16 protein-coding genes are annotated in these 17,602 nt (G+C 70.7%); 6 read left to right on the forward strand and 10 right to left on the reverse strand.

Annotation, left to right across the window (positions count from 1 at the left end; all coding sequences use genetic code 11):
* Positions 1 to 36: 36 nt before the first annotated feature.
* From ASF58_RS01390 to ASF58_RS01425, 8 genes are all read right to left on the reverse strand, one after another.
* Positions 37 to 885 carry a ParA family protein gene (locus ASF58_RS01390; protein ID WP_055946476.1) on the reverse strand — a complete coding sequence of 283 codons (849 nt, stop codon included), beginning with the start codon at positions 883 to 885 and terminating at the stop codon, positions 37 to 39.
* Positions 882 to 1,520, reverse strand: a complete 639-nt coding sequence (rsmG, locus tag ASF58_RS01395) for a 16S rRNA (guanine(527)-N(7))-methyltransferase RsmG (RefSeq protein WP_055948560.1) — start codon at positions 1,518 to 1,520, stop codon at positions 882 to 884. Before rsmG ends, ASF58_RS01390 begins: the two co-directional genes overlap by 4 nt.
* A complete protein-coding gene (gene mnmG, locus ASF58_RS01400; RefSeq protein WP_055946480.1) occupies positions 1,510 to 3,390 on the reverse strand; it encodes a tRNA uridine-5-carboxymethylaminomethyl(34) synthesis enzyme MnmG in 1,881 nt (626 codons plus the stop codon). The genes rsmG and mnmG overlap by 11 nt, the downstream gene beginning before the upstream one ends.
* Before the next feature lie 116 nt (positions 3,391 to 3,506).
* Positions 3,507 to 4,823, reverse strand: coding sequence for a tRNA uridine-5-carboxymethylaminomethyl(34) synthesis GTPase MnmE (gene mnmE / locus ASF58_RS01405; protein ID WP_055948563.1), 1,317 nt, complete (start codon positions 4,821 to 4,823; stop codon positions 3,507 to 3,509).
* A gap of 149 nt (positions 4,824 to 4,972) precedes the next feature.
* Positions 4,973 to 6,313, reverse strand: a complete 1,341-nt coding sequence (rho, locus tag ASF58_RS01410; RefSeq protein WP_055946483.1) for a transcription termination factor Rho — start codon at positions 6,311 to 6,313, stop codon at positions 4,973 to 4,975.
* Between the two features lie 251 nt (positions 6,314 to 6,564).
* Positions 6,565 to 7,287, reverse strand: coding sequence for a Smr/MutS family protein (locus ASF58_RS01415; protein ID WP_055946485.1), 723 nt, complete (start codon positions 7,285 to 7,287; stop codon positions 6,565 to 6,567).
* Complete coding sequence (locus ASF58_RS01420; protein ID WP_055946488.1) at positions 7,284 to 8,471, reverse strand: murein transglycosylase A; 1,188 nt, start codon at positions 8,469 to 8,471, stop codon at positions 7,284 to 7,286. Before ASF58_RS01420 ends, ASF58_RS01415 begins: the two co-directional genes overlap by 4 nt.
* Before the next feature lie 22 nt (positions 8,472 to 8,493).
* Positions 8,494 to 9,225 carry a Tim44/TimA family putative adaptor protein gene (locus ASF58_RS01425; protein ID WP_055946490.1) on the reverse strand — a complete coding sequence of 244 codons (732 nt, stop codon included), beginning with the start codon at positions 9,223 to 9,225 and terminating at the stop codon, positions 8,494 to 8,496.
* A 638-nt stretch (positions 9,226 to 9,863) separates the two neighbouring features.
* On the opposite strand from ASF58_RS01425, the gene secB reads away from it, so the two are divergent.
* The 4 genes from secB (at position 9,864) to hisS (ending at position 14,089) form a co-directional block, all read left to right on the forward strand.
* The gene (gene secB / locus ASF58_RS01430) at positions 9,864 to 10,373 is read left to right on the forward strand and encodes a protein-export chaperone SecB (RefSeq protein ID WP_055946493.1); all 510 of its coding nucleotides are present in this window, start codon (positions 9,864 to 9,866) and stop codon (positions 10,371 to 10,373) included.
* A 201-nt stretch (positions 10,374 to 10,574) separates the two neighbouring features.
* On the forward strand, positions 10,575 to 11,912 hold the full coding sequence (locus ASF58_RS01435; protein WP_082512763.1) for an MFS transporter: 1,338 nt from the start codon (positions 10,575 to 10,577) through the stop codon (positions 11,910 to 11,912).
* Positions 11,913 to 11,991: 79 nt separating this feature from the next.
* Complete coding sequence (locus ASF58_RS01440) at positions 11,992 to 12,483, forward strand: DUF3429 domain-containing protein (RefSeq protein ID WP_055946496.1); 492 nt, start codon at positions 11,992 to 11,994, stop codon at positions 12,481 to 12,483.
* 97 nt (positions 12,484 to 12,580) lie between these two features.
* On the forward strand, positions 12,581 to 14,089 hold the full coding sequence (gene hisS, locus ASF58_RS01445; RefSeq protein ID WP_055946498.1) for a histidine--tRNA ligase: 1,509 nt from the start codon (positions 12,581 to 12,583) through the stop codon (positions 14,087 to 14,089).
* 53 nt (positions 14,090 to 14,142) lie between these two features.
* Here the strand turns inward: hisS and ASF58_RS01450 are convergent, their stop codons facing one another.
* Positions 14,143 to 14,565: an organic hydroperoxide resistance protein gene (locus ASF58_RS01450; RefSeq protein WP_055946503.1), complete on the reverse strand. Its 423-nt coding sequence runs from the start codon at positions 14,563 to 14,565 to the stop codon at positions 14,143 to 14,145.
* 188 nt (positions 14,566 to 14,753) lie between these two features.
* On the opposite strand from ASF58_RS01450, the gene ASF58_RS01455 reads away from it, so the two are divergent.
* On the forward strand, positions 14,754 to 15,311 hold the full coding sequence (locus ASF58_RS01455) for a MarR family transcriptional regulator (RefSeq protein ID WP_103708980.1): 558 nt from the start codon (positions 14,754 to 14,756) through the stop codon (positions 15,309 to 15,311).
* Between the two features lie 171 nt (positions 15,312 to 15,482).
* Here the strand turns inward: ASF58_RS01455 and ASF58_RS01460 are convergent, their stop codons facing one another.
* A complete protein-coding gene (locus ASF58_RS01460; protein WP_055946506.1) occupies positions 15,483 to 15,845 on the reverse strand; it encodes a cytochrome c family protein in 363 nt (120 codons plus the stop codon).
* A 322-nt stretch (positions 15,846 to 16,167) separates the two neighbouring features.
* Between ASF58_RS01460 and ASF58_RS01465 the strand changes: the two genes are divergently transcribed.
* Positions 16,168 to 17,601 carry an FAD-linked oxidase C-terminal domain-containing protein gene (locus ASF58_RS01465; protein ID WP_055946509.1) on the forward strand — a complete coding sequence of 478 codons (1,434 nt, stop codon included), beginning with the start codon at positions 16,168 to 16,170 and terminating at the stop codon, positions 17,599 to 17,601.
* Position 17,602: the final 1 nt, after the last annotated feature.

Below are 17,602 nucleotides of genomic sequence, written 5' to 3' on the forward strand. Positions count from 1 at the left end.
CTTGTCATACGGCGAGGGCAGGGCGCCCCCGCATCGTCACGCCGCGACGGGGAGGCGCCCCTCGCGCTGGATGATCTCGGAAGCGAGGCGCAGGTAAGCCTGCGAGCCCGCGCATTTGAGATCGTAGAGCAGCACCGGCTTGCCGTGCGACGGCGCCTCGGAGACCCGGACGTTGCGGGGGATCATGGTCTCGTAGACCTTCTCGCCCATGAAGCTGCGCACATCCGCCACCACCTGCGCCGACAGGTTGTTGCGGGGATCGAACATGGTCAGGACGATGCCCTGGATGGTCAGGCGCGGATTGAGCGCGCCGCGCACCTGCTCCACCGTGCGCAGCAGCTGGCTCAGGCCCTCCAGGGCGAAGAACTCGCATTGCAGGGGCACCAGCACCGCGTCGGAGGCGGCGAGGGCATTGATGGTCAGCAGGTTCAGGGAGGGCGGGCAATCGATCAGGACGTAGGTGACGCCCGCCGTGGCGCCCGCTTCGCCGACACCCTTGAGGACGTTGCGCAGGCGATGGGCGCGGTCCGGCGCGCTCGCCATCTCCATCTCCAGGCCGAGCAGGTCCATGGTGGAGGGCGCCACCATCAGGCGCGGCACCGCGGTGGGGATGCAGGCCTGGCCCAGGGACGCCTCCCCGGCGAGCACGTGGTAGGTCGAGACCTTGCGCTGGCGGCGGTCGATGCCGAGGCCCGTCGAGGCATTGCCCTGCGGATCGAGGTCGATCACCAACACGCTCTCACCGATGGCCGCCAGCGCCGTGCCGAGGTTGATCGCGGTGGTCGTCTTGCCGACGCCACCCTTCTGGTTGGCTAGGGCCAGGATGCGCAGCGGCCGATCCGGATTGCCGCCGGTCGTCGGTACGGGAGTCGGAGCGCTTGTCATGAATCCACGCGAGATAGGGTCGTGACGCGGACGATCCGCGCTTCCGACTCGGTTCGGCTCGGCACGAGATCGTAAACGAATCTCCACCGTTGCGCGGCCTCGGTCAATTCCGATTGGACATCCCGTCCTTTCGGAAACAGGCCGACCGTGCCGGTTGTCAACAGCGGCTCCGCCCAGGCGAGCAGCTGGGCGAGGGGCGCGAGGGCCCGGGCGCAGACCACCGCGACGCCGCGATGGGCCGCGATGACCTGCTCGATCCGGGCATTGTGGACCTTGGCCGGTGCGCCGGTCAGGCGCGCGGTCTCGGTGAGAAAGGCGCATTTGCGCGCGTTGCTCTCGACGAGATCGACCTGAAACCCGGGGCGCTCATGCCCCGCGATGGCCAGGACGAGGCCGGGGAGTCCGGCCCCTGCCCCGAGGTCGAGCCAGGTCTCCGCCTCCGGCGCGATGGCTCGAAGCTGGAGCGCATCGGCGATGTGACGGGTCCAGACCTCGGTCAGGGTCGCGGGCCCGACGAGGTTCTTCACGGTCTGCCAGCGCCGCAGCTGCGCGACGTAGAGGTCGAGGCGCTGCGCTGTTTCACGTGAAACACCCGCACTGGCCAGGACCCGATCGCGGTCGCGATCAGAGGCCATGCGCGGCCCCGCGGTCGGCCCGGCGGGCATGGGCCGCCAGGAGGGTGAGGGCGGCCGGAGTCACACCCTCGATCCGTGCCGCCTGCCCCAGCGTTCCCGGGCGCACGGCTTCGAGCTTGAGCCGCATCTCGTTCGACAGGCCGGGAATGCCCGCATAATCCAGACGGATCGGCAGGGCGACCGCCTCGTCCCGGCGGAAGGCGGCGATGTCCGCCTGCTGCCGATCGAGGTAGACGGCGTAGGTGGCGTCGGTGCAGAGCCGCTCGGCCACGCGGGGCGGGACCGCTGAGAGCTCCGGCCAGACTGCGCAGAGGCGCGCCCAGTCGATGTCCGGGTAGGACAGAAGCTGGAAGGCGGAGCGGCGGATACCGTCCTGATTGAGCGCGATCCCGACGGCCTGGGCCTGGTTCGGGGTCAGGCTCAGGCGGTCGAGCTGGCCGCGCGCCCCGTCCAGGGCCGTCTGCGCGGTGGCGAAATGCATGGCACGGCGCTGTCCGACGCAGCCGAGGGCGGCGCCCTTGGGCGTCAGGCGCTCGTCGGCATTGTCGATGCGCAGGGACAGCCGGTACTCGGAACGCGAGGTGAACATGCGGTAGGGCTCGCTCACCCCATGGGTGACGAGGTCGTCGATCATCACGCCGAGATAGGACTCGGCCCGGTCGAAGGTGGCGAGGGCCGAACCGCCGGCGAGGCGGGCGGCGTTGATCCCGGCCACGAGCCCCTGCCCGGCCGCTTCCTCGTAGCCGGTGGTGCCGTTGATCTGCCCGGCCAGGAACAGGCCCGGCAGGCGCTTGGCCTGGAGGGTGGCATTGAGTTCGCGCGGATCGACGTAGTCGTACTCGATGGCGTAGCCCGGCCGCAGGATGGTGGCCCGCTCCAGTCCAGGGATCAACGCGATGACGTCGCGCTGGACGCTCTCGGGAAGCGCGGTGGAGATGCCGTTCGGGTAGACGGTCGGGTCGTCGAGGCCCTCGGGCTCCAGGAAGATCTGGTGACCCTCGCGGTCGCCGAAGCGGACGACCTTGTCCTCGATGGACGGGCAGTAGCGCGGGCCCCGGCTGGCGATGCCGCCGGAATACATCGGCGAGCGGTGCAGGTTGGCGCGGATGAGGTCGTGGACGGCCTGGGTCGTACGGGTGATGCCGCACTGGATCTGTGGGGTGGTGATCCGCTCGGTGAGGGTCGAGAACGGCACCGGATCCGCGTCCGCCGACTGCATCTCCAGGCCGGACCAGTCGATGGTGCGTCCGTCGAGACGGGCCGGGGTGCCGGTCTTCAGCCGCCCGAGGGCGAAACCGGCGCGGTCGAGGGTCTGGGCCAGCCCCACGGAGGGGGCCTCGCCGACCCGGCCGGCCGGGATCCGGGTCTCACCGATATGGATGAGGCCGCGCAGGAAGGTGCCGGTGGTGAGGACGACGGCGGCGCAGGGGAGGGTGCGCCCATCGGCCAGGAGCACCGCGGAGACGCGCCCCTGCGCAACGGCGAGATCGGCCACCTCCCCCTCGATCACCCGCAGGTTCGCGGTCTCGGCAATGGCCGCCTGCATCGCGCAGGCGTAGAGCTTGCGATCGGCCTGGGTGCGCGGGCCACGGACCGCCGGCCCCTTCCGCCGGTTGAGCAGCCGGAACTGGATGCCGGCCGCGTCGGCGACGCGTCCCATCAGGCCGTCGAGGGCATCGACCTCGCAGACCAGATGTCCCTTGCCCAGGCCCCCGATGGCGGGGTTGCAGGACATGGCGCCGATGGTGGCGGCCTGATGGGTCACGAGCGCCGTCCGCGCGCCGATCCGGGCGGCGGCCGCAGCCGCCTCGACGCCGGCATGGCCTCCACCAACGACGATGACGTCGTAGGAATCAGGTGTCTGGTGCATGGGATCGATTAAGCGGCTGGGGCGCCGATGGTCAATCGATGGATCGGCGGCGACGTGGTTTTCACGTGAAACCGAAGCCTCGTGGTCCCAGGGTCACAGGGCGCGGAGGGACGGGCTCACTTTCCGATGCAGAAGCCGGCGAAGAGCCGATCCAGCATTTCCTCGACGCCGACATGTCCGGCCACTTCGCCGAGCGCCCGGACCGCCAGCCGCAGATCCTCGGCGGCCAGCTCGGGCAGGACCGTCCCTGCCAGCAGCCGATCGAGATGCTCGCGACAGCGGGTCAGGCCCAGCCGGTGACGTTCGCGCGTGATCAGGGCGTCTCCGCTCCCGACCGCTCGGGAGGCCTGATCCTCGATGGCCGCCAACAACCGGTCGAGACCCAGACCGGTCAGGGCCGAGATGGGAAATGCGCCGTCCGGCAGGGGGGCGGCGGGATCGAGGTCGCCCTTGGTCCGCACGCGAAGCACCGGCCCGTCCGGCATCGGCTCGGCCGTCGACGTCTCCGCATCCGGGCCCGCGAGCATCACGACGAGGTCGGCCTGCCGCATCCGGGCCCGCGTCCGCCGGATGCCTTCCGCTTCGATGGCATCGCTCGCCGCGCGCAGGCCGGCAGTGTCCACGAGGATCACCGGCAACCCGCCGAGGTCGCAGCGCACCTCGATGACGTCGCGGGTCGTGCCGGGGATCGCCGAGACGATCGCCGCCTCGCGTCGGCTCAGGGCGTTCAGCAGCGTCGACTTGCCGGCATTGGGCGGCCCCGCCAGGACGACGGTGAATCCGTCCCGCAGGCGCTCACCGCGCCGGGCATCGGCCAGGACCATCGCCACCTCGTTGCGGATCACCCGCGCCTTCTGCGCCAGGGCGGCATCCAGGGCCGCGTCGTCGACATCGCCCTCGTCGGAGAAGTCGAGGGCCGCCTCGACGCCGGCCAGCAGATCGATCAGGCGTTCACGCCAATCGGCGACGCGCTTGCCGAGGGCTCCGTCGAGCTGGCGCAGGGCCTGGCGTCGCTGCGCCTCGGTCTCGGCGTCGATGAGGTCGGCGATGCCCTCGGCCTCGGTGAGGTCCAGGCGGCCGTTGAGAAAGGCCCGGCGGGTGAAGGCCCCGGGTTCGGCCGGTCGACATTGCGGGATCTCGGCCAGGGCGCGCAGGACCGCGCTGCGGACCGCGAGGCCGCCATGCAGGTGCAGCTCCACCATGTCCTCGCCGGTGAAGCTGGCGGGGCCCGGCATCCAGGCGACGAGGGCTTGGTCGAGGGGCGTGCCGTCGGGCGCGCGCAGCGTACGCAGGGACAGGCGCCGGGGCGGGGGGAGGGGGCCGGAGAGGGCGCGGATCACCGCGGCCGAGGCCGGGCCCGAGATCCGGATCACGCCGACGGCCGATCGACCGGGGCCGGTGGCGGGCGCGAAGAGGGTAGGCGGTTCGGTCATCGGGGCGGTGCCCTGGAAGCCGATACCAGGCGCGTCAGGCATTCGTTAACCAGCTAATGAACTTGTTTCAGCCGGAAATTGTCAGGCGAGGGAGAGCCATGGGCCGGACCCGAATGCGCGCGCGCGATCCGGGGCCGGCCCGGTGGGCCTCAGGTGTTCATCGAGTCGAAGAAGTCGTTGTTGCTCTTGGTCTGGCGCAGCTTGTCCATGAGGAACTCGATCGCGTCGGTGACGCCCATCGGGTTGAGGATGCGGCGCAGGACGTAGGTCTTCTTGAGCGCATCCGGCGGCACCAGGAGCTCTTCCTTGCGGGTGCCCGAGCGGGTGATGTCGATGGCCGGGAAGATGCGCTTGTCGGAGACCTTGCGGTCGAGAATGATCTCGGAGTTACCGGTGCCCTTGAACTCCTCGAAGATCACCTCGTCCATGCGCGAGCCGGTGTCGATGAGCGCGGTGGCGATGATCGAGAGCGAGCCGCCCTCCTCGATGTTGCGGGCGGCACCGAAGAAGCGCTTCGGGCGCTGCAGGGCGTTGGCGTCGACGCCGCCGGTGAGCACCTTGCCGGAGGACGGCACCACGGTGTTGTAGGCGCGGCCGAGGCGGGTGATCGAATCCAGCAGGATGACCACGTCGCGGCCGTGCTCGACGAGGCGCTTGGCCTTCTCGATCACCATCTCGGCGACCTGCACGTGGCGGGTGGCCGGCTCGTCGAAGGTCGAGGCGATGACCTCGCCCTTCACCGAGCGAATCATGTCGGTCACTTCCTCGGGCCGCTCGTCGATGAGCAGCACGATGAGGTAGCATTCCGGGTGGTTGATGGTGATCGACTGCGCGATGTTCTGCATCAGCACGGTCTTGCCGGTGCGCGGCGGCGCCACGATCAGGGCGCGCTGGCCCTTGCCGATCGGGGCGACGATGTCGATGATCCGCGGCGAGAAGTCCTTCTTCGGCGGATTGTCCAGTTCGAGCTTGAAGCGCTGCGTCGGGAACAGCGGCGTCAGGTTGTCGAAGTGGACCTTGTGCTTGATCTTCTCCGGGTTCTCGAAGTTGATCGTGTTGACCTTCAGCAGCGCGAAGTAGCGCTCGCCATCCTTGGGTCCGCGGATCGGTCCCTCGACGGTGTCGCCGGTGCGCAGGCCGAAGCGACGGATCTGGGTCGGCGAGATGTAGATGTCGTCGGGACCCGGCAGGTAGTTCGAGTCGGACGAGCGCAGGAAGCCGAAGCCGTCCTGCAGCACCTCGACGGTGCCGGCACCGATGATCTCGACCTCCTTGGCAGCAAGCTGCTTCAGGATCGCGAACATCAGCTCCTGCTTGCGCATGGTCGAGGCGTTCTCGACCTCGACCTCTTCGGCGAAGGCGATCAGGTCGGTCGGCGTCTTGGACTTGAGGTCCTGGAGCTTGACCTCGCGCATGCCGTCGAGATCGGCGGCGACGATGCCGCCCTCGGCCGGGCTTTCCACGGGGAGGGTCTCGTACGGTGACGTCATGGGGGATTCAGAACCGGCGGGAAGGGCGAGGCGGGGCAGAGGGTCGGAAATGGCAGTCGGGGAGTTTGGTCGCCGGGCGCCGTTTCGGCGCCGATCAGTCGGTCCGTCCTGGGGAAAGACGGCTCCGCGCATCGTCTTGGCGGAGCCAGGGGCTCACGGATGCAACGCGGCGTAACGAGGAGAGGCCTCACCGGTAGCGCGTTTCTCGGGTTTTCGCAAGGTCCGTCCGCCGGGGCGCCTGCAACGGCCCCTCAGCGGCGGCGCAGGCGCACGTAGAGGGCCCCGGCGCCACCGTGATGGCGGGCCGCCTCCTCGAATCCGAGAACCACGGTGCGCAGCTCCGGCGCGCGCAGCCAATGGGGTACGCTGCGGCGGAGCACGCCCCGCTCGGAGAAGGCATCGTCGTAGGTCGGGCCGCCCTTGCCGGTGACCACGAGGACGTGGGTGTGGCCCGTCGCGCGGGCCCGCATCAGGAAGCCGATCAGTGCCCCGTGCGCCTCCGCCTGGTACATTCCGTGGAGGTCGATGCGGGCATCGACCTGGAGGGCGCCGCGGCGCAGGGCGAGGCGGACGCGGCGCTCGAGGCCCGGCGCGGTCGGTGCAGCCGGTGCCAGGACAGGCGCCGGTGGCGCCGGCGGCGGGTTCGGCTTCAGTGCGGCGCGCTTGGCCAGCGTCCGGGGCATCGGCTTCGGGGGCGCGGGCTTCGGGGGCGCGGGCTTCGGGGGCGCGGGCTTCGTCGAGACGGGTTTGCTCGGCGCGGCTTTCGGGAGCGCGCCCTGGGGTAGCGCGTTCTTCGGTAGCACGTTCTTGGCCGAGGCGGGCGTCGTCGCCGGAGCGGACGTGGCGTCGGAGGGCTTGCCCGCCGCGCCCCGCCCCGTGATGCGGCCGCGCAGGGGCGTGATCAGCCGGGCGATCTCGCCCCACAGATAGGCGTCCTCTCCCGAGAGGCCGCGCGGGCGTCGGGGCGTCTTCATGGCGCCGATGCCCCGGATTTCGGGAGCAGGACCACGAAGCCGACGGGGTCGCGCAGGTTGCCGGCGGCGATGCCGGCCTCCGCACCGGTGCCGAGATAGAGGTCGCCGCGGGCCGGGCCGACGATAGCCGAGCCGGTATCGGCGGCGACGACGAGGCGCCCCGGCTCGGCAGCACCGGCGATCCGGCCCTCGAGCCAGAACGGCAGGCCGTAGCGCCAGAGGTTGGCGTCCACCGCGAGGTTGCGGCCGGGGCTCAGGGGCACGCCGGCCCCGCCGGGCGGCCCAAGGCTCGGGTCGTCGATCTCGGCGAGGCGGAAGAAGATGTAGGAGGCGTTCGCCCGCATCAGCCGGGCGGCGTGCTGGGGGTTCGCCCGCAGCCAGCCGGTCCAGCGGGCCAGGGTGAGACCGTCGAGGGGCAGGTGCCCCTCCGCCACGATGAGCTTGCCGATGGAGGTGTAGGGCCGGCCGTTGCGGCCGTCGTAGAGGACCCGGACCGCGCGCCCGTCGGTCAGGCGGACCCGGCCCGAGCCCTGGACCTGGAGCACGAACAGGTCGACGGCGTCGCGCAGGTAGAGGAGCGGGCGGGCCCGGGCGCCCAGGGCCCCGTCCTCGATGGCGGCCCGGTCGGGATAGGCCTCGAAGCCGTCGCCGGTCCGGCGCGCGGCACGCAGGGCGGGGTCGAGGCCGGGCCGCGTCTCGCCGGGCTCCAGGCTGACGAGGTCGTCGGGCCGGGCCAGCACCGCGGCGGTGAATTCCGGGCTCGGCCTGGCGGCGCCGACGAGTTCCGGCTCGAAGTAGCCGGTAAGGAAGCCCGTGCGCGTCTCGGGCTTGCCCCCGGCCGGGGGCCTGGCGATCCGATAGGGCGTGAAGGCCTCGGCGAAGAAGCGGGCCGCCTCGGCGTCCGGCACGGACTCGGCTCTCGTGCAGGCGGCCCGAAGCGCCTCGGGCGCGCCCGCGACCGTGGCGGGCTGGGGCGTGGCCGGCGGCGCCCGGCAGGTCCGGCGGAAGGCCGCGAGGGTCGCGGCGGCGTCGGGTCCGGGGAAACCCGGCAGGGATGCGGAATCGACGGGCTCCAGCACGGCCCCGCCCACGCGAAACGGCTCGGCCGCGGGGGCGGCCGAGCCGGGGGAGGGAAGAGCGAGGGCGGCGAGGAGACTCGCCGCGGGACGGGAGAACCGGTTCACGCGACCTTGGACAGCGTCGGGCTCAGACGCCGGCTTCCGTGGCGACGAGCTGCCAGTTCGGGTCGCGGGTGCCGAGGGTCCGGGCGAAGGTCCAGACGTCCGGCACCTCGACCACCGCCTCGGCGCTGCCGTCGGTCACCTGGCCCTGCGCGTTGCGGGTGGCGGTGATGAGGTGGGAGAGGAAGTGCACGGTGATCTGCGCGACGCGGTTCTTCACGTCGACGGCCACGATCTCGGCCTTGTCGAGGGAGACGAAGGTGGTCTCCACGGTCTCGCGCCGCGCCTCGCGGGCGTCGATCTCGCGCTCGAAGCCCTCGCAGACCTCACGGGAGAGCAGGCTGCGCAGGGTCTTGCGGTCGCCCTTGGCGAAGGCGATCACGATGGCCTCGTAGGCGCTGCGGGCGCCCTCCACGAAGGCGCGCGGATCGAAGGCGGGCTCGACCTGGACGACGGCTTCGAGGCCCTGGGCGATGGCCGAGCCGGGCTCGGCGATGCCGCGCCAGTCGCGCACGTCGGTCTTCACCGCGGTCTGGCCGCGATCGGCCTGGGGCTGGACCCGGTCGGCGCCGGGCAGGCGCACGACGTTGTCGCCGTCCCCGCGGCCGGCCGGCGGCTCGGTGCGGCTGCGGTCCACCGGCTTGAACGGCGAGCGCTCCGTGCCGGTCTTCTGCCCGAGCACCGAGCGCAGGCGCCAGATGACGAAGACCGCCAGCGCGAGAAAGATCAGGGTCGTCAAGTCGAAGGAGTCCTGCATCACTGATCCGATCGTGGCCGTGGCACGAATACGTTACTTCACGGGGCTCTGGAAACCCGGCCCGGGTCCTCGGCTGACATGCGTGGCCGAGACACGCCCGGCCGGATAGGTCCGGCCCAGGAAAATCGGGCCAAAGGAAATCTGGCCAAAGGAAATCTGGCCAAGGAAGTTCTGGCCAGGACAGATCCGGCCAGGACAGATCCGGCCAGGACAGATCTGGCCAGGACAGTTCTGGCCATGTCGCGCATTCCCCGGGTCCCGCGCAAGGCGCAGGCCGGGTTCGGCGCGCGGAGGCTCGCGCGGGGTCGAACCTCCGGGGTCGTGCGGAGATATGGATATCGCGGGCCATGAATCCAGGCGAGGGCGCGCGCCTGCGCCGCCTTGACCCGGCGGCGGCCCCGACCGGTCCTGCGGACCGGGCCCCGGGCTCGCCTTGTCCCGTGCGGGCGAGCGTGATAGCGCGCTATCGCGCGGACCGGGCGGTGGCGGCATGTCGGTGTGCATGTCGGTGTGCAGGCCGGGGCGCCTGGTTCCGGGCGACCGGGATCGGCGCCCGTCACGGGTTCGCCCCCGGGACCTGAGCGCACCAGACCCGGGCCCCGCCGCGCCCCGACGATCCAGGAAGAGGACAGAACGCCATGGCCGACACTCCGGCACCGAACGGCAACGGTGGCGCCACGGCGCAGACCGACGACGCCACGCCGACGATCAACTCGCTCGCGCAGTACACCAAGGATCTCTCCTTCGAGAATCCGAATGCGCCGCGCTCCCTGCAGCCGCAGGAGAGCGGACCGCAGATCAACATCCAGGTGAACGTCAACGCCAAGCAGGTGGCCGAGTTCGACTTCGAGGTCGACCTGACCCTGGAAGGCGATGCCAAGATCGCCAACGAGGTGCTGTTCGCCTTCGAGCTGACCTATTCGGGCATCTTCCGCATGCGCAACATCCCGCAGGACCAGCTCCACCCGGCGGTGATGATCGAGTGCCCGCGCCTGCTCTTCCCCTTCGCGCGCCAGATCGTCGCCGAGGCCGTGCGCAACGGTGGCTTCCCGCCCCTCTACATCGACCCGATCGACTTCGTCGGCCTCTATCGCCAGAAGGCCATGGAAGCCCAGGCCCAGGGCGAGACCGGCCCGCTCAACTCCTGAGCTGAGGGCGCGCCTCGCCGGACCCGTCCGCCCGGGCGGGATTCGGGGTCCTGAGGAGCGAAGGCCGGGCTCGAGAAGGCCGGACCTGAGGAGCGAAGGCCGGACTTGCGGATCGAAGGCCGGACTTGGCCGTTACTCGCAGCCAGTCCGGCCGCGGCCCCCGTGCCGCCGGTCGCCGGATCGCCTCAGCCCCGGGATCGCATGCTCGCCACACACCACCTCGCCCTGATCAACGTCTTCACGGGCGACATCCAGGGCGGGCTCGGCCCCTTCCTCGGCACCTGGCTCGCCGAGTCGGCCTCCTGGAGCCCCTCGCGGGTGGGCTTCGTCACCACCCTGGTGGGCATCGGCTCCCTCCTCCTCAGCGGTCCCTTCGGCGCCCTGGTCGACCGCCTCGGCCGGCCCCGGATGTTGATCGCCGTCGCCTGCGGGGCGATCCTGTGCGGCACCCTGCTGCTGCTGCCGGCCCGGGGCGTGATCCCGGTCTTCGCCGCGCAGATGATGGCGGCGGCCGGCGGCACGCTGCTGCTGCCGGCGGTCACCGCGCTCACCCTCGGCATCGTCGGCAAGGACCGCTTCCCCCGGCAGCAGGGCCGCAACCAGGCCTTCAACCATCTCGGCATCCTGCTGGCGGCCGGCGGCATCAGCCTCGGCACCGGCTGGTTCGGCCCGGCCATCGCCTTCTGGGTGCTCGGTGGCATGGCGGTCCTGGCCATCCTCGCCACCGTCACCACGCCGGGCCACTGCTACAACGAGCGCCGGGCCGTGGGCTGGCAGGAGGATGGCGACGACAAGCCGGAGCGTGCCGGCCTGCGCAGCATCGTGGCCAACCGCAAGCTCCTGGTCCTCGCCGTGGCGCTGGCGCTGTTCAACCTCGGCAACGGCGGCATGCTCTCCCTGCTCGGCCAGAAGCTCGTCGCCACCGCTGCCGACGCCACGAGCTGGACCGCCCGCTACGTCATGGTGGCGCAGCTGGTGATGATCCCGGTGGCCCTGTTCGCCGGCTCCCTGGCCGACCGGCGCGGGCGGCGCCAGCTCCTCATCGCGGCCTGCGCGGTGCTGCCGGTGCGGGCCGCGCTCTCGGCCTTCATCGACGATCCCCTCTGGCTGATCTCCGCCGAGATCCTCGACGGCGTCGCCTCCGGGATCATCGGCGTCGCGGTGCCGGTGGTGGTCGCCGACCTGACCTGGGGCTCCGGCCGCACCCAGACGGCGCTGGGCTCCCTCAACGCCATCCAGGGCATCGGCGGCGCCCTCTCGGCCTGGTACGGCGGCCTCGCCCAGGCGATGCTCGGCTGGACCGGGGCCTTCCTGGCCCTCGGCGCCCCGGCCCTCGTCGCCCTCGCCCTCGTGCTGTGGCTCGACACCACCAGCGAGGGCCGCGGCAGGCGCCAAGACAACGGCCGGAAGCGCAACGGCCGAAAGGGCGACGGCCGGAAGGGCAACGGGTCGTCGACGGACCCTGATGCCGAGAGCGGGAGCGGGCCCGACCGCGGCACCGACTCGCTCCGCCGCGCCCCGCAGCCGGAGACAGCCTGAGGGCGGATTGCCGCCCGGCGGAACAGGCCGCCCCCGCCCCGGTTTGGCGAGGACGCCTCAGCCACCGGAGCTCCCGACGATGCATGATCGACCCGACGGACGGACCCTGCGGGTCACCGAGCCGCGCGCCGTCCCCTGGCTCAGCATCGTGTTCGGCTACGGCCCGATGCTGCCCTTCGCCGCCGGTGCGCTGGTCGCCTGGGGCTGGCGCGGCACGCCCCTCGGGCAGGTCGCCGCCGCGCTGACGATCCTCTGGGGCTGCGCCATCCTGCTGTTCCTGTCGGGCGTGCGCCGCGGCGTCAGCTTCCGCACCGAGGGCGGGGCGACCGTCGCCCAGATCGCCACCATGATCGGCCTGTTCAGCCTCGGCTTCGCCGCCCTGGTGCTGGCGACCCTCGACCGGGCCGTGCCCGCCCTGGTCCTGCTCCTCCTCGGCTTCACCGCGATCGCGATCCTCGATCCGATCGCGGCCCGGCGCGGAGAGGCCCCGCTGTTCTTCGCCCGCCTGCGCCCGGTGCAGATCCCCATCGCGATCCTGAGCCTCGCGGCGCTGCTCGCCCTGGCCCTCTGAGGCCCGACGCGCCGAGGCCCGACACGCTTGCCGCCCCCGGCCACCCGCGATAGAGCCCCCGGGACCCCGAACAGCCCCGACGGACGCGAAGATCACCATGGCCAAGGCCGATTCGAATAAGGCCGACACCCTGAAGCCGCGCCTGCCGCGCGGTTTCGTCGACCGGCGCGCGGATGAGATCGCCGCCCAGCACCGCATGCTGGAGACGATCCGGCAGAGCTTCGAGCTCTACGGTTTCGAGGCGCTGGAGACGCCCTTCGTCGAGTACACCGAGGCGCTGGGCAAGTTCCTGCCCGACCTCGACCGGCCGAACGAGGGCGTGTTCTCGTTCCAGGACGACGACGAATCCTGGCTCTCGCTGCGCTACGACCTGACCGCGCCCCTGGCCCGGCACGTGGCCGAGCACTTCGACGCGATCCCGAAGCCCTATCGCAGCTTCCGTGCGGGCTACGTCTTCCGCAACGAGAAGCCGGGCCCGGGCCGCTTCCGCCAGTTCATGCAGTTCGACGCCGACATCGTCGGGGCCGGCTCGGTGGCGGCGGATGCCGAGATCTGCCTGCTGATGGCCGACACCCTGGAGAAGCTCGGGCTGACCGGGCAGTACGTGGTGAAGGTCAACAACCGGAAGGTGCTCGACGGCCTGATGGAGTCGATCGGGCTGAGCGGTCCCGACAAGGCCGGCCAGCGCCTGACCGTGCTGCGGGCGATCGACAAGCTCGACCGCCTGGGCGATGCCGGGGTGCGCGAGCTGCTGGGCGCCGGCCGCAAGGACGAGAGCGGCGATTACACCAAGGGCGCCGGGCTGGAGGATGCCGCGATCGGGCGCGTCCTGGCTTTCACCGGCTGGACCGGAACCGGATCGGCGCCGGCCGACAACGCCACCACCCTGGCGAATTTCGAGGCGTCGCTCGCGGGCAGCGCCATCGGCCTGGAGGGCGTGCGCGAACTCGCCGACATGGCGGCCCTGTTCGCCGCGGCCGGCTACGACGACCGCATCCGCATCGACCCCTCCGTGGTGCGCGGGCTCGAATACTATACCGGCCCGGTCTACGAGGCGGAGCTGACCTTCCCGGTCACCAACGAGGACGGACAGGTGGTGCGCTTCGGCTCGGTCTCGGGCGGCGGGCGCTACGACGGCCTTGTCGGGCGCTTCCGGGCCGAGCCGGTGCCCGCCACCGGCTTCTCCATCGGCGTCTCGCGCCTGTTCTCGGCGCTGCAGCTGGTGAAGAGCCCGCTGCTGGAAGGCATCACCAAGCCCGGTCCCGTGGTGGTCCTGGTGCTCGACCGGGACAACGTCGCCGACTACCAGCGGCTCGTCGCGAGCCTGCGCGCGGCCGGCATCCGGGCCGAGCTCTATCTCGGCGGCTCCGGCATGAAGGCGCAGATGAAGTATGCCGACCGACGCGGATCGCCCTGCGCCATCATCCAGGGCTCGAACGAGCGCGAGGCCGGCGAGGTCCAGATCAAGGACCTGATCGAGGGGGCCAAGGCGGCGGCCGCCATCACCAGCAATGCCGAGTGGAAGGCCGCGCGCCCGGCCCAGTTCTCGGTGCCGGTGGCCGAGATGGTCGAGCGGGTCCGCGAGGTCCTGGGACGCCACTTCTGACAGTCGAGACCCGAAGGACGGCCGTGGAGCGAACTCCACGGCCGTGCGGATCGTCAGGCGACCGAGATGTCGACCTGGATGTTGCCGCGGGTGGCGTGGGAGTAGGGGCACACCACGTCGGCGCGCTTCACCAGATCCTCGGCCACCGCCCGGTCGAGGCCCGGCAGGGTCGCCTTGAGGGCGACGACGAGGCCGAAGCCGGTGCCGTCATCCCGCGGGCCGATGCCGACGCTCGACTCGATCTTGGACTCCTCCGAGACCGTGATCTTGTCCTTGCCGGCGACGAACTTGATCGCGCCGAGGAAGCAGGCGGCGTAGCCGGCTGCGAAGAGCTGCTCCGGGTTGGTGCCGGCGCCACCGCCGCCGCCGAGTTCCTTCGGGGTGGAGAGCTTCACGTCCACCTTGGCGTCGTCGGTCGCGGCGGACCCTTCGCGGCCACCGGTGGCATGGGCATGAGCGGTGTAGAGGGCCTTCATGTCGGTCTCTCCTGCTGAACGAACGAGGGGATCGGGCGCGTCGGTCCGGCCTGAGCCAGCCCATATCGATTGCGCACAACCTAGTTATTTCCTCGCATAGAACTTGATTGTGCGCAATATGAAATTTGAATAAGATCGGACCCGCGGCCCGATTTCGGCCCGCGGCACATCGTGAAGGACAGTCGAATATGTCGGGACGGCAGACCCGCACGCTTCGGGAGCCGGTGGCAGAGCCGGAAACCCCGGACGCCCTGAGCCTGGACAGCCAGCTCTGCTTTGCCGTCTATGCCACGGCCCATGCCTTCGGACGCGCCTATCGCGCGCTCCTGGCCGCGCATGACCTGACCTACCCGCAATACCTGGTCCTGCTGGTCCTGTGGGAGGAGGAGGGAATGACCGTCAAGGAGATCGGCCAGCGCCTGTTCCTGGATTCCGGCACCCTGACGCCCCTGCTCAAGCGCCTCGAGGCGGCCGGCCACGTGAAGCGGGCCCGGGACCGGGCCGACGAGCGGCAGGTGAGCATCTTCCTGACCGACAAGAGCCGGGCCCTGCGGGGCCGGATGGAATGCGTGCCGGACGAGGTGGGTGGCCTGACCGGCCTCGATCTCGACGGGCGGCGGGCGCTCCTCGACATCCTGATGAACCTGCGCGGCGCGCTGCATGCGGGCCTCGGCGAGGGCCAGGCCGGTCTCGGCGCGGAGACCGAGGGAACGAGCGGCTCCGAGACCGCGCGACGCGGGTCCTGACAGGCGCCGGACATGAAAAAAGCCGCTCCCGCCAGGGCGGAAACGGCTTCCTGATCGCGTGACGGGGCGAAGGATCTCGGCCGGCCCCGTGGGGCAGGCCGGACCGATCCCGCAACCCGGGCCTCGGACCCTGAGGATCAGGACGCGATGAAGATCAGGACTCGGTGAAGATCAGGACTTGGTCTTGAGGTAGGCGATGACGTCGTCGACCTTCTTGGGGTCCTTGATGCCGGGGAAGACCATCTTGGTGCCCGGAATCTTCTTCTTCGGGTCGGTCAGCCACTCGTGGAGGTTGGCCTCGTCCCAGGTGATGCCGGAGCTCTTCATGGCCGCCGAGAAGGCGTAGCCGTCGGCACCTTCACCGGCCTTCGCGCCCACGACGCCCTTCAGGGTCGGGCCGACGCCGTTCTTCTCGAAGTTGTGGCAGGCCTTGCAGGGGGCGAAGGCCTTCTCGCCGGCGGCGGCATCGCCCTCGGCATGAGCCGACAGAGGCAGCAGCAGGGCCAGGGCGGCGCCGAACATGACATGACGCATCGTGTTTTTCCTCCTTGAAGCGGCTTCAGCCGCTTGGGCTTATGGCAGAGCTTACCCGTTTAGAACAGATCGAGACAGGAACGCGCAAGGTCGGACGCGATGAGCTGCGGCCAAAGGAAGCTTCCCCGGCGGCGTTCGGTTCCGCCGCGGCGGTCGGCGCCAAGAGCAAGACTCGGCGTCAAGAACCGGATGCGCCGCGCCGGCGTTTGTTTTAGGGTCCATCGCAAAGCACCCTCCGTCTTCCGTCTCTCACCGCCGCTTCCTCATAGGCGATCCCGGCTGAGCGGATGATGAAGAGGGCGCGCCCCCGGAGGACATGCCCATGTCGATCGCCTTTCCCGTGCCCGATGCCGCCATCGTCGCCCGCCGCGAGGCGATCATCGCGGGCCTCGCCCCCCTGGTCGCGCCGGAGGCCCTGGTCACCACCGAGGACGAGCGCCGCGCCTTCGAGACCGACGGTCTCACCGCCTACCGCAAGATGCCCCTGGCCGTGGTGCTGCCCTCGACGACCGCCGAGGTCTCGGCCGTGATGGCGTTCTGCCACGCCAACGGCGTCCGGGTGGTGCCGCGGGGCGCCGGCACCTCGCTGGCGGGGGGCGCCATCGCACAGGAGGATGCGGTGATCCTCGGCATCTCGAAGATGAACCGCATCCTCGACATCGATTTCGAGAACCGCACCGCGCGGGTCGAGGCCGGCATCACCAACCTCGCCATCTCGGGGGCCGTCAGCCACGAGGGCTTCTTCTACGCCCCCGACCCTTCGAGCCAGCTCGCCTGCACCATCGCGGGCAACATCGCGATGAATTCCGGCGGGGCGCATTGCCTCAAGTACGGGGTGACCACCAACAACCTCCTGGGCGTCACCCTGGTGATGAACGACGGCACCGTGGTGACGATCGGGGGCGAGCATCTCGACGCGCCGGGCTACGACCTCCTCGGCCTGGTCTGCGGCTCGGAGGGGCAGCTCGGCATCGTCACCGAGGCCACCGTGCGCATCCTGCGGGCGGCGGAGGGCGCGCGCCCGGCCCTGGTCGGGTTCGGCTCGGTGGAGGATGCGGGCGCCTGCACGGCGGCGATCATCGGGGCCGGCATCATCCCGGTGGCGATCGAGTACATGGACCGCGAGGCGATCCTGATCACCGAGGATTTCGCCCAGGCCGGCTACCCGCGCGACGCCGAGGCCATGCTGATCATCGAGGTCGAGGGGTCGGACGCCGAGTGCACGGCGATGCTCGCCCGCATCGAGGCCATCGCTAGCGACTTCAACCCGACCAGCATCCGGGTCTCGAAATCCGAGGCCGAGAGCGCCGCGATCTGGAAGGGCCGCAAGTCCGCCTTCGGCGCCACCGGCCGGATCTCGGACTACATCTGCATGGACGGCACCATCCCCACCGGGCAGCTCCCCGGGGTGCTGGAGCGCATCGGGGCGATCTGCGCCGAGAAGGGTCTGCGCGTCGCCAACGTGTTCCATGCCGGCGACGGCAACCTGCACCCGCTGATCCTGTTCGACATCAACAAGCCGGGCGAGATGGAGAAGGCGGAGGCGGCCGGCGACGAGATCCTCAAGCTCTGCGTCGAGGTCGGCGGCTGCCTCACGGGCGAGCACGGCGTCGGCATCGAGAAGCGCGAGCTCATGCGCTTCCAGTACGCCCAGGCGGATCTCGAGCAGCAGATGCGGGTGCGCAACGTCTTCGACCCGCACTGGCTGATGAACCCCGCCAAGGTGTTCCCCCTGGAGGGGCGCCTGGTCGCCTGAC

Source organism: Methylobacterium sp. Leaf125, from assembly GCF_001423085.1.
Classification (GTDB): Bacteria; Pseudomonadota; Alphaproteobacteria; order Rhizobiales; family Beijerinckiaceae; genus Methylobacterium.

Coding starts and splice junctions, on each gene's coding strand:
- ASF58_RS01465 (WP_055946509.1), top strand. CDS start 16,168: ATGTCGATCGCCTTTCCCGTGCCCGATGCCGCCATCGTCGCCCGCCGC.
- ASF58_RS01415 (WP_055946485.1), bottom strand. CDS start 7,287: ATGAAGACGCCCCGACGCCCGCGCGGCCTCTCGGGAGAGGACGCCTAT.
- ASF58_RS01390 (WP_055946476.1), bottom strand. CDS start 885: ATGACAAGCGCTCCGACTCCCGTACCGACGACCGGCGGCAATCCGGAT.
- ASF58_RS01460 (WP_055946506.1), bottom strand. CDS start 15,845: ATGCGTCATGTCATGTTCGGCGCCGCCCTGGCCCTGCTGCTGCCTCTG.
- ASF58_RS01435 (WP_082512763.1), top strand. CDS start 10,575: ATGCTCGCCACACACCACCTCGCCCTGATCAACGTCTTCACGGGCGAC.
- ASF58_RS01425 (WP_055946490.1), bottom strand. CDS start 9,225: ATGCAGGACTCCTTCGACTTGACGACCCTGATCTTTCTCGCGCTGGCG.
- mnmG (WP_055946480.1), bottom strand. CDS start 3,390: ATGCACCAGACACCTGATTCCTACGACGTCATCGTCGTTGGTGGAGGC.
- secB (WP_055946493.1), top strand. CDS start 9,864: ATGGCCGACACTCCGGCACCGAACGGCAACGGTGGCGCCACGGCGCAG.
- mnmE (WP_055948563.1), bottom strand. CDS start 4,823: ATGACCGAACCGCCTACCCTCTTCGCGCCCGCCACCGGCCCCGGTCGA.
- ASF58_RS01440 (WP_055946496.1), top strand. CDS start 11,992: ATGCATGATCGACCCGACGGACGGACCCTGCGGGTCACCGAGCCGCGC.
- rsmG (WP_055948560.1), bottom strand. CDS start 1,520: ATGGCCTCTGATCGCGACCGCGATCGGGTCCTGGCCAGTGCGGGTGTT.
- hisS (WP_055946498.1), top strand. CDS start 12,581: ATGGCCAAGGCCGATTCGAATAAGGCCGACACCCTGAAGCCGCGCCTG.
- rho (WP_055946483.1), bottom strand. CDS start 6,313: ATGACGTCACCGTACGAGACCCTCCCCGTGGAAAGCCCGGCCGAGGGC.
- ASF58_RS01450 (WP_055946503.1), bottom strand. CDS start 14,565: ATGAAGGCCCTCTACACCGCTCATGCCCATGCCACCGGTGGCCGCGAA.
- ASF58_RS01455 (WP_103708980.1), top strand. CDS start 14,754: ATGTCGGGACGGCAGACCCGCACGCTTCGGGAGCCGGTGGCAGAGCCG.